Raw genomic sequence first — 13,777 nt, forward strand, 5'->3', positions numbered from 1 at the left:
TAAGAACAATTCGGAGTCAAAAGGAGAAGCTATGTGGTTAATTAGTATGTATGTCATTGAGATGCTAGGATATATGATCGTCGCGTTACCAATTTATGCAATCGTGCGAATGATCATCGTCAAAAGAAGAAAGCGGCCCGTTAACAAATTGCATGAGGTGCTGCTCGCCTTATTCATCCTCTACTTGGTGGGACTAGCCTCCCAGACGATTATTCCGAAGTGGACTATGGGAATTGATGTAAGTACGGGGAAGTTCTTTTTTGATGTTTACATTTTTGATCGTCTATCAAGCGTCAATATGATGCCGTTCCGAACAATCATGAGTTACTTTCAAGCTAATGAATATGTGAGCGGTTGGAGCAGCGTATCGCTTGTGAATCTTCTTGGAAATATGTTCGTTTTTTCCCCGATTGGATTTTTCATTCCTTTGTTGTGGCGAAGGATGGATTCATTTAAAGCAATCTTTTTCATCGGTTTTGGCGTCACTTGCTTCATCGAAGGCACCCAATATTTCATCGGTCGCAGTACGGATATTGATGATATCATCCTGAACACAATCGGCGTATTAATTGGATACTGGGTCTATCTCACTTGGAAAGTCTTAACTAAGCGTGAAAAAATTGTTGACCGCAAATAATCATTTTGTTATGATAAAAACAACTTTCAGAAAGCAGGTGATGTTTTATGGCGAAAATCGATATGGCTATTGCAAAATTGATCGGCACCATAATTTCACCTGCCATGCCTTCGTAATAGGCATGTTTCTTCTGTTATGCGCGTGAAAGCATGGTGTCCGATCCGGAACCATGCTTTTTTATTTGCCCATAATAGGAGGAAGTAATTTGATTAACTTAAACGAATACGGTTGGAATCAATTCCATCAAGAAAATATGTACACGATAGTAGAAGAACTTAAAGCGGATAATTACGTTCCAGGACGTGTCACACTTGAACATAAAAGGATGTACCGTGTCATGACAGCTGAAGGGGAATGGCTGTCCGTATGCTCGGGCGCATTCCAGCATGCAGCCTATGAAAGAAGGGATTACCCTGCTGTCGGCGATTGGGTAGTCGTTGAAAAAATGCCCGGCGAAGAGCGTGGAATTATCCACTCTATCCTTCCAAGGACGTCACTTTTTTCTAGGAAATCGGCGGGGACAACAAATTCCGAGCAAATCATTGCGGTGAATGTCGACATCGTTTTCCTCGTCATGTCCATGAATCATGATTTCAACGCAAGACGATTGGAACGCTATCTTGTTGCGGCCTATGATTCCGGGGCGACGCCTGTCGTTGTCCTAACGAAAATGGATGTTAGCGATGATCCGGATCATTATTTGGAATTGGCGAGAGCAATCGCACTTGGCACAGATGTTTTTCCGGTGAGCAATACGACCGGGGAAGGAATCGAACGGATTACGGATTTATTGAGAAATGGCAAGACGGCGGCGTTGCTCGGTTCTTCCGGCGTCGGGAAATCTTCGCTCGTCAACTCAATTTGCGGCGAAGGGAAGATGGCGGTGCAAGGCATCCGTGAAGATGACGCGAAAGGAAGACATACGACAACCCATCGGGAGCTCATCAAAATTCCGACAGGAGGAGTGCTCATCGATACGCCGGGAATGCGGGAATTTCAGTTGTGGAATGAAAGTGAGAGCCTCGATTCCGGATTCAAAGATATCGAAGAACTAGCAACGGCTTGCAAATTCGGTGATTGCCGACATGAAAGCGAACCGGGATGTGCAATCCAAGACGCGCTCGAAACAGGTGAGCTGGCGAAGGAGCGGTACGGAAATTACGTCAAACTCCAAAAAGAGCTCGCTTTCCTAGACCGGAAAATGGACCGCCAGGCACAAGCCGCTGAACGGGATAAATGGAAGAAGATAACGAAAGGCATGCGAAAGCATCCTTCGAAGAAAAAATAAAAGTCATAGATGCGGAAGCAGGGATAGCGTAATTCCTGCTTTCGCTTTTTTACATTAACTGCCTACAATATTTCGCTTTCCGAAATCACACTCTTGTTTTAATATAGTAAATAAAATATACTATATTAAAAGTCAGTTAAAGGAGGTGTGAGAATGAAAGTATTCGATTTGCATTCGGATCTATTTACCGACATAGCATATCGGCGGAAAATTGGAGAAACGAATGTTTTTGACCGGATCCACTATCCGAGATTAAAAAAAGGCTACATTGATTCCGTCATATGTGTTTTTTGGGTGGAACCGGCATTCCGGAATAATCCTCTGGCAAGGTTTGAGGAACTCTATCGATATGTGATGGAAGACTTGCATGAATCATTGCATGTGAATTTATGTGTATCAACAAAAGACATGGTAGATTCGAACGAAACGAAAAAGATCAATGTTTTCCTTGGGCTAGAAGGAATGACCTTTATGGAGCAATGGGGCAAGGGTGATCTATCCGAGAATATTGAGAGCGCTTTCCCAGAACTGCATGAGAAAGATTTCAGGCATGCGATTTACGCATGGAATGAAACGAATTTCCTCGCTAGCGGTACAGGTTCTTATAATGAAGGAATACATAAAGGGTTAACAATGCATGGAAAGGAAGTCACTCGACTGGCGAATACACAGAATTGGATAGTGGATGCTTCCCATACAGACGATAAAACCTTTTGGGATCTCTACCATGCAAGCGATCAGCCAATCATTGCGTCACACAGCAATGTCCGGGCACTTTGCCCGCAAAATCGGAACCTCACAGATGAACAAATTAAAGCGATTGCAAACAGGGGAGGCATTATCGGACTGAATGCATACTTTGAATTCATCGACGAAAAAAATCCGACTGTCGACCATTTCATAGACCATGCTGTATATATTGCAGAGCTGGTCGGACCGGAATACGTCGCTTTTGGCTTTGATTTTGTAGATTTCTTGGATGCTCATGAAGTAGGGGCGTCATTTGAAGGAACTACAGTCGGGCTTGAAACTGTCGAACAAGTACCAGAGCTTTTAATGAAAATGGAGAAAAGGGGCTTTTCTGCGAAAGAGTTGGCGGGCATCAGTTTTGAAAATGCCTTCAATTTTTTAAGCAGGCAATTAAAGGGATGAAAATGGGGGAATAAAAAATGGAGAAAACACTTATTCAACCAGATGATATGATCACCCTATGGGGGATTATCGTCGTTTGGGCAGCAGTCAGTATCTTTTTAGAACAACGATTTAGTTGGGCAAGTAAAATATCAGGCGCAATCATTGCCCTTGTTGGTGCAATTATTTTATCGAATACGGGTGTCATACCGACAGAATCACCTGTTTATGATGCCGTTTGGGCATTTATTATACCGCTTGCGATTCCATTATTGCTGTTTCACGTGAATTTTAAAAAGATCTGGCAGGAAAGTGGGCGTATGCTCATCATTTTCTTGCTTAGTTCCATCGGGACGGTTGCAGGGACAATCATTAGCTTCTTCTTATTGAAAGATCATATTCCTTATTTAGATAAAATCGGTGCGATGATGAGTGCTTCTTATGTTGGCGGCGGCGTCAACTTTGCGGCAATGGCAGGGAAGTTCGAGACGCCTGGTGAAATGGTCTCTGCAACAATTGTTGCAGATAATTTAATGATGGCAATGTATTTTGTTGTCCTCATGATCATACCTACGTTGGCGTTTTTCCGGAAGCGTTATTCCCATCCACATGTATTGGAAGTTGAAGCAGGGAAAGGAAAAAACGACGGAAAAACACTTGCGGAAAGCTTTTGGGCACGCAAAGATATTTCATTGAAGGATATGGCGTTATCCGTTGGGACAGCCTTCTTCCTCGTAATTGTTGCCTTTAAAATTGCAGCATTCTTAGACGGGATTATTCCTTCTGGTGAAGATGTGTCCTTCTTTATGAATTTATTGAATGGTTTATTCGGGGACAAATATTTAGTGTTAACGACAATAACATTTTTAGCACTTGCTTTGTTTCCTAAATACTTCGAAGGAATCAATGGAAGCCAAGAGATCGGTACATTGCTCATATACTTATTCTTCGTCGTTATTGGGGTACCGGCGTCAATTCCGTTAATCATTCAAAATGCGCCGCTTCTATTAGTCTTCGTTGCTATTATCGTCATCGTCAACATGGTCATTTCCCTCGTTGCAGGGAAGTTGCTGAAATATGACCTTGAAGACATTCTACTTGTGAGCAACGCTAACATTGGCGGACCGACAACGGCGGCGGCAATGGCGATTGCGAAAGGATGGAAAAACTTAATAGGTCCGATTTTAGTCGTCGGCACGATCGGTTACATTATCGGAAACTATATCGGTACGACATTAGGTTTATGGTTTGCAACACTTCTATAAAAGGGAAGCCTGGCACTGTAAGACTGCCAGGCTTTTTATATGGTAAAATGAATAAAAGAAGTTAAATGAGGCGGGTATTATGTTTGATGGTCAAAAAATTAGAAAACTGCGTACGGAACAAAATCTTTCATTGAAGGATCTCTCAGACAAATCAGGTGTCAGTGTAAGTATGATCAGTCAAATTGAACGGCGGAATACGGATCCTACGCTCACGACGCTTTATAAATTGTGTAAAGGACTCGATGTTTCTATTTCGACATTATTAGGCGCGGATGAACAAGCGTTGCAGCTTGTACGGAAAAACGAACGGAAATCAGTCAATTTCCCTAAGTCCAATTCGAAATACGAACTTCTCACTCCGATTAATGAAGGGTCTATAGAAATGATAATGATCCATTTGGAGCCTGGTCAAGAGGATCAGCAGCTTGTCGAGCATTCAGGCGAGGAATGCGGGTATGTCGTGAAAGGGGAAATGACAATTGTACTCGGAGATGAAGAGTATATACTGTACGAAGGCGACAGCATCCGCTTCAAAAGTACAACACCCCATCGTTTTTTCAACCACTCACAAGAAACCGCCATATCCGTATGGGCAATGACTGGAAGGGTGCTTTAATAGCAAAATGCGGGAGGACATCATTGGATGCCTCCCGTTTTTATTTTCATGACAAATGTCATCTCACCATATGACAGAGCATACTGAAAAAAGCTGCGCAAACCTCCTATGATAATTATAAGAGGAGTGTGAGCGCATGGAAACAATTGTTCAGATTAAAAATCTATCAAAGGAATTCAAAGGGAAAAAAGCGGTCGAGAATGTCTCGTTCTCCATTGAACCAGGTGAAGTCGTTGCGATTCTAGGCCCTAATGGGGCTGGAAAGAGTACGTCAATACTTATGATGCTCGGTTTGCTGCATCCGACGTCGGGTACAGTTTCGATTTTCAATAAACAGCCTCAAGATCAAAAAGTTCGTGAACGGATAGGAGTCATGCTCCAGCAAGTAAGCTTGATGGATGCATTAAAGGTGAAAGAGGTTCTCGCATTGTTTAGAAGCTATTATCCAAACCCGTTGTCGATGGAAGAGTTGATCCGATTGACTGGCTTGCAAGATAGTGAATTGAACAAACGGACAGAAAAATTATCAGGCGGGCAAAAGCGTCGCGTGAGCTTCGCACTTGCGATGGCTGGAAACCCCGATCTTGTATTTTTTGATGAACCAACTGTCGGGATGGACAGCACAGCAAGAAGAGAATTTTGGGCAAAAGTCCAGCAGCTTTCCAAAGCGGGGAAAACTGTATTATTTTCCACCCATTACTTGCAGGAGGCAGATGATGTAGCGACGCGCATCCTTTTATTCAATGAAGGTAAATTGATTGCAGACGGTTGTCCGTCAACGATTAAACAAAGTTTGCTGAAAAAGACGGTTTCTTTCAAGATCAAGGGAAATTTCCCGAAAGAGCAATTTCTCTCCATGAATCATATATCGGACGTTTACGAGGAAAAGGGAAGAATCGTCATTCAAACAGAGGACACCGATCATGTCCTATCATCGCTCTTCACTGGAGAATTGGCAGTTTCAGATATTTCCATTGATAAAGGGCGACTGGAAGATGCGTTTGAACAATTGACAGTCGAACAGGGGGTATCGTGAATGAAAATGCTATTAAATGAATGCAAAATAGAAATGATCCGGATTTTCCGCAATCCATATTTCGTCTTCTGGTCCTTGTTCATGCCAATTGTCTTCTATTTCATTTTCACGAAAGTCGTTAACACAGGTATAGATGATCAGGAATTATGGAACAAACATTTCCTTATGTCTATTGCAGTTTTCAGTGTCATGGGGAGCGCCATCATGACACTCGGCATCCGGATGGTGCAGGAAAGGAATGAAGGGTGGACGACGTGGATAAAAGTGACGCCGTTGCCTAGTTCAAGTTATTTCATATCAAAGATGATTGGTCAATCGGCAGTCCATCTTTTTTCGATAATCGTCATTTTCATGGCTGGGATTATCGTGAACGGCGTATCGATGTCCTTCGTGGAATGGTTGTCATGTGCTGCTTGGATATTGATAGCATCGTTCCCGTTTCTAGCGTTGGGCGTGCTTGTCGGTACGATGAAGCGGGTTGATACCGCTTCAGGAGTGAGCAATATTATATATTTAGCTTTGGCGATCACGGGAGGATTATGGATGCCGATGGAAATTTTGCCGAAGACGATTCAGCAAATCGGTTCTTGGCTGCCGGCGTACCATTATGGGAATGGCGCTTGGGGAATTATCCGAGGACATTTTCCGGAATTTATAAGTATTGTAATTTTAGCGTCCTACCTGCTTATATTCATGGTATTATCAATTTATATAAGAAGGAAACAGGAAGCGGTGTGAACGTGAAGAACTTTAGGTTGTTTCCAAAAAGATTTGGCTACATCCCTCATATTTTTTTAGTCTATTTGATACTGCCGCTCTATCAAGTGAACAAAGAAGTAGGAATGAAAGCGGTAATCGGCTATGGCCTATTGCTGCTTTTTTTCATTTCTTACCGGCAATGTTATCAGCCAATTGCACAAAAGAAATTTTACGCTTGGTTGTCAGTTCAAGTAGCGATTACTGTCATCTTCGTCGTCTTATATGATCCTTATAGCATATTTTTAGGGTTTTACACTTCAAACTTCATTGGCTGGATAAATGATAAAAAAAGATTTCGTAATGCCTTGAAAGTTTTTGTTAGTATCATTGGAGTATGTTCCGGATGGATTTGGTTTCAAACTGGGTTTGTAAGTTTTGTCTCCCTTTTGCCATTTTTAGTTGTTATCATTCTATCCCCATATGGTGTTCGGCATATGAATGAACGGATGGAATTGGAGAGCCAATTGAATGAAGCGAATGAACAGATTAAAACGCTCATCAAAAAAGAGGAGAGAGTAAGGATAGCCCGTGACTTGCATGATACATTAGGGCATACGCTGTCGCTTATCACATTGCAAAGTCAAGTCATCCAAAGAGTTGCGAGTGATCCTGAAAAGGTGAAGAAGGAGGCGAAAGAAATCGAGAAAACGTCTCGTTCCGCACTTCAACAAGTACGGGAACTTGTATCCGACATGCGGGTTAGCACAATCGAAGAGGAGCTCGCACATATGGAAAGAATTTTAGCGGCAGGCAATATTGAATTTCAGTGCGATGTTCTGGGGAGAGAAACAACAGAGCTCTCTCCACTCCAGCAAAATATTGCGGGGATGTGCTTGCGTGAAGCTTCGACAAATATCGTGAAGCATAGCAAAGCGACGCAATGCTCGGTAACTGTGCAGCAAGATTCGCATGGGTTTTCAATACGCATACATGATAATGGAACTGGAATAGGAAATCGTCCGTGGGGCAATGGGTTGAAAGGGATGTCCGAACGCCTTTCATTAGTAGAAGGGGAAATGAAAGTGGAGTCTGTAACGGGGACGGTTATAGAATTTTCAATTCCAATAGTTGTGAAGGCAAAGGAAGGGGCGGTTGCCTTATGATCCGAATTGTCATTGCTGAAGACCAGAGGATTTTAAGAGGGGCTTTAGGGACTCTTCTCGATTTTGAGGAAGATATGAAAGTTGTCGGCCAAGCTGAAAATGGGGAGCAGGCATTGCGGCTCGTCCGAGAATTGCGTCCTGACGTTTGTATATTAGATATTGAAATGCCGTTAAAAACCGGTCTCGAAGTTGCTGATGAATTAAGAGAATGCGGCTCTCCATGTAAAGTGATCATATTGACGACGTTTGCGAGGCCAGGCTTTTTCGAGAGGGCGATTAAAGCGAAGGTTCACGGCTATATGTTAAAGGATGGTTCAATCGATGATTTGGCAGCTGCTATTAGAAACGTCATGCAAGGGAAGAGGGAATTTGCAGCTGAACTGATCATGAATTCTTATCATGAGGATAATCCGTTGACGGAGCGGGAGCGGGAAGTGTTGCAGCTGTCGGCAGATGGAATGACGGCTAAAGAAATTGGATCAGCACTTTATTTATCCCCCGGGACAGTCCGCAATTATATGTCTGAAATTCTGCAGAAAGTGGAAGCGAAAAACAAAGTGGAAGCCATATCGATCTGTCGTGATAAAGGATGGATTTGAAAAAATAAAAAACGGGCTGCGGCTTTCATCGAGAATCCGATGATGAGCCACGCCCGTTTTGCTTATTCGGCCTGTTCAGCCATTTCTTCTGCTTCCACGCTTTCTTCAACTGCTCCTTCATCGTTGCCTTCAGTTGGCTCGACTTCATTCGTTTGCCCGATATTGATGAACAGTTTTCCGTCTGCGAGTTTTCTTCTTTCATTTCCAAAATCATCGACGACTTTCACTTCGACGCGTGCCCCGTCAGCAGTTACGCCTAATGGAACAGTCCAGTAGCCAACGTAATGGCCTGGTGATACTTCATGCATCGGCAATTCAGTCGCATTCGTCAAATCATTGCCTCCGACATTCGTAAGCGGCATGTGGATGAAGTATGTCGCAGTTAATCCAGGCTCGCTGTCGAATTCGAATTTGACGGATTTTCCAGTTACTAAATGGACATCTTTCGTCGGCGTCAAATTCGTGATTTCTGGAGCCGTATATTTTGCGGTGATTGAAACGGTTTGTGTCGTTTCGTTACCTGCAGCATCCGTTGCGATAACAGTAATTTCATTTGCACCGTTATCCAAAAGAATCCGCTTCGAGAACGTGCCATCTTGGCCAACAGTCGCTTGTTCACCATTTACAGTTACTGATTTCAAGTAGGCATCCATAACTGTACCTTCAACAGTGACCGTTTCACGATTTGTCGTTTCGCCGTTTTTCGGATTCGTAATTGTCAATTCCGGTTGCATCGTATCCAACGCAACTGTTACTGGCGCTGATGTTCCTGTTACGCGTCCGTCTAATAAAGCGACAGCTGTAAATTCATTTTCACCTTCTGTCAGAACTGTTTGGAAAGAGAATTTCCCGTCAGCACCGATGACAACAGAATCGACTTCTTCGCCGTTATTATGGAGTGCGATTGTCGTTGTTGGTGGTGCTGAACCTTCGATGACGATGTTTTCTTCATTCGTCACAGTGCCTGTTTCAGGAGACGTGATGACCGGCTCGAATACTTCATAGCTTACTCGTGCCCGAATCATATAGTTCCCTTCAGCAGCAGGTGCTGGCGACCAAGATCCGACCAACTGGTAACTTCTTTCCGCATTTGGTCCGTCCTCATCTGTTGCGAGGCCTGGCGCATACGGATTCGCTTCCGTTTGGATATACACCATATAGAAGTCGCCGTTTACAACGATATTGTGCTCCGTCAAATCAACGACTGTCCATTCTCCATTCCGTTTCGCTTGGGCATTGATTGGTCCTGCAATCTTTTGCCCCGGTGCTCCGTCAGCACCTGTAGCATCCCAAACTTCTACTGCAAATGCAGTTCCGCCTGGTACTGGCCATTCAGTGTCCCAGAATCGGAAAACACCTTCAGTGACAATTCCTGTTTCATTGCCTTCCGGTAAGGACATTTTCACGCCCCAACCATTGCCTGCATCGTAGAAAGCACGAGCATTTTCAGCAGTTCCGTCATCATATCCAATTTCACCGCCAGGATATGTGAAGAACGGCTCAAGTGCGAAATCTTGTGAAGGTTGGCCGCCGATATTGATGCTAGCCTCTTGTCCGTGATAACCGCGAGCGACTACTTTCAGCGTATAATTGCCCTCATATGCTGTGATTGCGAAATGGCCAGCTGCATCAGTCAACACAGGGGCGATGTTCGCATCTTCCACTAGAAGCAAAGTTGCGCCTTCAATCGGCTCACCTGTTGATTGGTCTGTTACAGTCCCGCTAATTGTTGCCTGTGGCATTTCCTCCAATGTGAAATTGGCATTTGTCGTTTCATCTGCATTGATTGTCACAGTTTGCGTTTTGGATTGGTATCCGTACGCTTCTGCTTGTGCAGTGAACGTTCCTGCGCCATGAGTCATCGTATATGATCCGTCAGCAGGGTTTGTATAGACGGAGCGATCTGTTTCAAGAATATTCACTTGTGCACCTAATGGAAGTAGGACAGGCGCTGCTTTGCCTTCTTCAACAGGAGGTGCTGGCTCTTCTTTCGGCATGACAGGTCTGATAGTTTTTGGGTCGACAGGTGTTTCAAGTGCGTCTTTTCCTTTTTCAATTAGATCGCCAGGATCTCTGTCTTTCGGTGGTTTTAAAGCTTGAGGAGCTTTGAGCTCAGTTTTTTCCATCAACTTATTTTTTGGTGCAAGAGAGATTGTGCCTGCTTGAGACTCAGTGCTTAAAGCTACGTCATCAATATACCAGCCTTCCCTCACTACGCTTCCATCGGAAAACGCATTGAATCCGATATAAACGCGCTGTCCGCTATATGCAGACAGATCCACTTCAGCGTCGATCCATCCTTGTGAAGCACCTTGAATCATGAGCAATTGCGTCCATTCTTCCATATCAGTGGAGATGAATACATGTCCATAATCCCAAGCTCTTCCGGAACTAGATTGCTCGAAATTATGCCATTGCTTGAATTGTAAATAAGATGCGCCTTCCGGAAGATCAACTGGAGGCATAACAAGAGTCGCATTCATGCTGCTTTCATACATGCCGGCTAAATTCGTTGCATACACATTTTCGCCAGAAGCTGCACTGCCTGGACCGGAAGTCGGTTTGCCCCATTCCCAGCTGTTTTTATTCCCAAATGAAGTCCATCCTACTGGCATTTGTTCAAAATCCTCAAAATAACCTGCAGTGATGCCAGGTTTTACGAGTACTGTGAATTCCTCACTAGATACTTCATTGTTGCCGAAATCGTTAATGACCCATTTATAAGTGAACGCATCACCGGAAATGAGATCTCCGGAAACTGTAACACCGTATTCGCCTGATAGGTAATCTCCCGATTTCCGTTCGGCTTTCAATGACTTCCATTGCCCGTCCGCATTTACATACTGCAACGTCACAGAAGAAACGCTAATATTATCCGTTACATTGATGCGTAAATCTAAATCCATGCCTGCGTACGTTTCATTTGGAGCGGAGTGTTCGAAGGCAGGCGGTTCGCTATCATCGCCTTGCTTCGTAACTTGGCCTTCGAGTTTTCCGAGTCCGCTTGCGATGGAAGAAACCGCTGCGTATGCATCTACAAGTCCATGCCCATACCCATGGTTAGGAGATGTCGGATACGCGCTATCTGTCAAAGGAGTTGCTGTGTTCAATAGAACTTGTTCCATGTCCTCGACAGTTATCGTAGCGTTCACTTGTCGAAGCAAAGCCGCTACGCCAGAAACGGCAGGGCCTGCCATAGATGTTCCATTCCAGCCGCCTTCATAGCGGCTGCCTGGTACAGATGAACGGATATTTACGCCGGGTGCGGAAATATCTGGTTTTATTTGGTCATAAGGTGAAGGTCCGCGAAGTGAAAAGCTTGCCACTTTATCATTGATGTCTGTGGCACCTGTTGCAAAGGATTCTGGATAGTTCGCTGGTGCAGCGACTGATCCAGGTCCGCCTGGGTTTGTAAGAGTCGTGTTGCCTGCAGAGAACTCAGGGAAGATTTCTGCCGCACGCCAGTTTCTAACGACATCACGGTACCATTCGTCAAGCCCTGCTCCTCCGCCCCAAGAATTATTAACGACATCCGGAGCCAAATCCACTCGCGCATTGCCATTTGCGTCTGTTGGAGCAAGAATCCATTGAGCCGCGGCCAATAAATCACGGTCTGTTCCACCATTAGCAGTGAATGCTTTAACAGCAATCCACTTCGCACCAGGTGCAACACCGATCTGGTTATTTCCATTCGGTTCGCTTCCAACCATCGTACCTGTCACGTGCGTTCCATGACCATGATCATCATATGGAGTTGTCCGTCCAGCAGTTGCGTCAAACCAGTTGAAGTCATGATTCACTTCACCTGTGACGGAGTTATACCCGCGATATTTCTCTTTTAATGCTGGGTGATCCCATTGGACGCCCGAATCAATGCTAGCAACGACTGTTCCAGATCCATCGATTCCCATGTCCCAAACTTGAGGTGCATTGACACGTTCAATGTTCCACTCGACATTTGCGAGCTGAGATTTCGGCGCATCTGCGTTCTCGACTACGGTTGTGTTCAATTGACGCGTTTCATTCGGAAGGACCTTTTCGACTTCTGCGAATGTGCCAATCGCTTCCGCTACTTCCTTTGTAGCCGTTACAGCCATGCCGTTAACGATGTAATAGGAAGTGATGTCCTTCGCTTTTCCTGCTTTCACTTGTTGTTCAAGATATTGTTTCACATTTTGCTGTGATTCTAGAGATGTCAATCTAAGCTCGGAGACGACAGCCGATCGAGTCATCATGACCGATTGCTTTCCAGAAAGGTTCGCTTGGCTTGCTTGCTGTTTTGCCGCCGCTGCCACCTGCTCCGTATCTGCTTGTTCTTTGAACTTGATCAAAAAGGTGACCATGCTATCGTCTTTAAAGTTTTCAAGTAATCGCTGGCTGACTTTTTCTTTTGCAATCTCATTCGAATCGCGCAATGAGTGATGCAGTTTCTTGTTTAGTCCCGTGCTTGCAGCCATCGCGGGCGTTATCAATGAAAATACCATCAAGAACGTTGCCGCGATGCTGAATAATCTCATCCGCTGACGTTTCCTCAATTCCATTCCTCCTTTTTGTTTTTGACCGTTCCCCTTATTAAGAGCCAACAAAAAACACCCTTTGCCCCCTTTCTGTTAAACGATAAGGTTCTCAATGGTGTCGGAATCTCCGTATCTGGCTGTCTAGCTAACATTATACATTTATTAAACTATAATTAAATACCAAATCATCTGATTAGTTAATAAATAATAATAAGTAACTAAATTGTCCAACATGAATAGGGAGTTTTATCACAGTTAAATAGTTTTCAATAAATGTCAAGTATTCTTTATAAATGCTTTGAAATAGAGTTTTTAAAGTGTTTTGAAGAAAGTAGGCATCAGAAAGGGGAATAGATGGAATAAGATAAAATAAGGTAGAAGACCTAAATGAGGGTTGAAATCGTATATTACTTATTTATAAAACATTTAATTTTAGGCATAAATTAATATGAAACTAGGGTGCTACAAATAGGGATTATGTTCGTGAAAATTTTCCCAAGTTCAGGAATTAAAAAGAAGCCGGCAATTTTCCGGCTTCTTTCATTTATGACTTCGGATGTTTATGGATTCTTTCCTTTCGTAAATCCTCTTTCATATCATCCAAATTAATCGTATCAACGGTTTGCATATCCTCATGCATGTCAAATAAACTTGTTCGGTCTGATGGAATCCCTTCAGGATGTTCTAAATAACGAAATTGGATCTCTTCCCGTTCGTCATTAGTAGCCTTCCGATTATCCTCTGCCATGGCAGTTGCCTCCTTATAACTGTTTCCTTATAGGATTAGCAAGCTGCATGAATCTATGCGTGCTTCAAATAGCGTTGC

At 43.8% G+C, this 13,777-nt stretch carries 11 protein-coding genes; 9 read left to right on the top strand and 2 right to left on the bottom strand.

Going from position 1 to position 13,777, the window contains the following annotated elements; genetic code table 11:
* The first annotated feature begins 31 nt into the window (after window positions 1-31).
* From ACTHPA_RS16985 to ACTHPA_RS17025, 9 genes are all read left to right on the top strand, one after another.
* Window positions 32-637: a VanZ family protein gene (locus tag ACTHPA_RS16985; protein ID WP_440501932.1), complete on the top strand. Its 606-nt coding sequence runs from the start codon at window positions 32-34 to the stop codon at window positions 635-637.
* 208 nt (window positions 638-845) lie between these two features.
* Window positions 846-1,925 carry a ribosome small subunit-dependent GTPase A gene (rsgA, locus tag ACTHPA_RS16990; protein ID WP_440502026.1) on the top strand — a complete coding sequence of 360 codons (1,080 nt, stop codon included), beginning with the start codon at window positions 846-848 and terminating at the stop codon, window positions 1,923-1,925.
* 153 nt (window positions 1,926-2,078) lie between these two features.
* Complete coding sequence (locus tag ACTHPA_RS16995) at window positions 2,079-3,077, top strand: dipeptidase (RefSeq protein ID WP_440501934.1); 999 nt, start codon at window positions 2,079-2,081, stop codon at window positions 3,075-3,077.
* A gap of 17 nt (window positions 3,078-3,094) precedes the next feature.
* On the top strand, window positions 3,095-4,321 hold the full coding sequence (locus tag ACTHPA_RS17000; protein WP_440501936.1) for a DUF819 family protein: 1,227 nt from the start codon (window positions 3,095-3,097) through the stop codon (window positions 4,319-4,321).
* A gap of 79 nt (window positions 4,322-4,400) precedes the next feature.
* On the top strand, window positions 4,401-4,937 hold the full coding sequence (locus tag ACTHPA_RS17005; RefSeq protein WP_440501938.1) for a helix-turn-helix domain-containing protein: 537 nt from the start codon (window positions 4,401-4,403) through the stop codon (window positions 4,935-4,937).
* Window positions 4,938-5,073: 136 nt separating this feature from the next.
* Window positions 5,074-5,973: an ABC transporter ATP-binding protein gene (locus ACTHPA_RS17010; protein ID WP_440501939.1), complete on the top strand. Its 900-nt coding sequence runs from the start codon at window positions 5,074-5,076 to the stop codon at window positions 5,971-5,973.
* Entirely contained in the window at window positions 5,974-6,711 is a 738-nt protein-coding gene (locus ACTHPA_RS17015) for an ABC transporter permease (protein WP_440501941.1), read from the top strand.
* Between the two features lie 2 nt (window positions 6,712-6,713).
* Window positions 6,714-7,835 (top strand): sensor histidine kinase, encoded by a 1,122-nt coding sequence (locus ACTHPA_RS17020; protein ID WP_440501943.1) that lies wholly within the window; start codon window positions 6,714-6,716, stop codon window positions 7,833-7,835.
* The gene (locus tag ACTHPA_RS17025; protein ID WP_440501945.1) at window positions 7,832-8,434 is read left to right on the top strand and encodes a response regulator; all 603 of its coding nucleotides are present in this window, start codon (window positions 7,832-7,834) and stop codon (window positions 8,432-8,434) included. Before ACTHPA_RS17020 ends, ACTHPA_RS17025 begins: the two co-directional genes overlap by 4 nt.
* A gap of 62 nt (window positions 8,435-8,496) precedes the next feature.
* Here the strand turns inward: ACTHPA_RS17025 and ACTHPA_RS17030 are convergent, their stop codons facing one another.
* Both ACTHPA_RS17030 and ACTHPA_RS17035 read right to left on the bottom strand, forming a co-directional pair.
* On the bottom strand, window positions 8,497-12,975 hold the full coding sequence (locus ACTHPA_RS17030; RefSeq protein ID WP_440501947.1) for a S8 family serine peptidase: 4,479 nt from the start codon (window positions 12,973-12,975) through the stop codon (window positions 8,497-8,499).
* A gap of 520 nt (window positions 12,976-13,495) precedes the next feature.
* Window positions 13,496-13,699 (bottom strand): hypothetical protein, encoded by a 204-nt coding sequence (locus ACTHPA_RS17035; RefSeq protein WP_440501948.1) that lies wholly within the window; start codon window positions 13,697-13,699, stop codon window positions 13,496-13,498.
* Window positions 13,700-13,777: the final 78 nt, after the last annotated feature.

Source organism: Sporosarcina sp. SAFN-015, assembly GCF_051966875.1.
In the GTDB taxonomy this organism is placed as follows: domain Bacteria; phylum Bacillota; class Bacilli; order Bacillales_A; family Planococcaceae; genus Sporosarcina.

What these genes read in the sequence shown, in the direction of transcription:
- ACTHPA_RS16985 (WP_440501932.1), top strand. Translation starts at nt 32, where the DNA reads ATGTGGTTAATTAGTATGTATGTCATTGAGATGCTAGGATATATGATC.
- ACTHPA_RS16995 (WP_440501934.1), top strand. Translation starts at nt 2,079, where the DNA reads ATGAAAGTATTCGATTTGCATTCGGATCTATTTACCGACATAGCATAT.
- ACTHPA_RS17000 (WP_440501936.1), top strand. Translation starts at nt 3,095, where the DNA reads ATGGAGAAAACACTTATTCAACCAGATGATATGATCACCCTATGGGGG.
- ACTHPA_RS17005 (WP_440501938.1), top strand. Translation starts at nt 4,401, where the DNA reads ATGTTTGATGGTCAAAAAATTAGAAAACTGCGTACGGAACAAAATCTT.
- ACTHPA_RS17010 (WP_440501939.1), top strand. Translation starts at nt 5,074, where the DNA reads ATGGAAACAATTGTTCAGATTAAAAATCTATCAAAGGAATTCAAAGGG.
- ACTHPA_RS17015 (WP_440501941.1), top strand. Translation starts at nt 5,974, where the DNA reads ATGAAAATGCTATTAAATGAATGCAAAATAGAAATGATCCGGATTTTC.
- ACTHPA_RS17025 (WP_440501945.1), top strand. Translation starts at nt 7,832, where the DNA reads ATGATCCGAATTGTCATTGCTGAAGACCAGAGGATTTTAAGAGGGGCT.
- ACTHPA_RS17030 (WP_440501947.1), bottom strand. Translation starts at nt 12,975, where the DNA reads ATGGAATTGAGGAAACGTCAGCGGATGAGATTATTCAGCATCGCGGCA.
- ACTHPA_RS17035 (WP_440501948.1), bottom strand. Translation starts at nt 13,699, where the DNA reads ATGGCAGAGGATAATCGGAAGGCTACTAATGACGAACGGGAAGAGATC.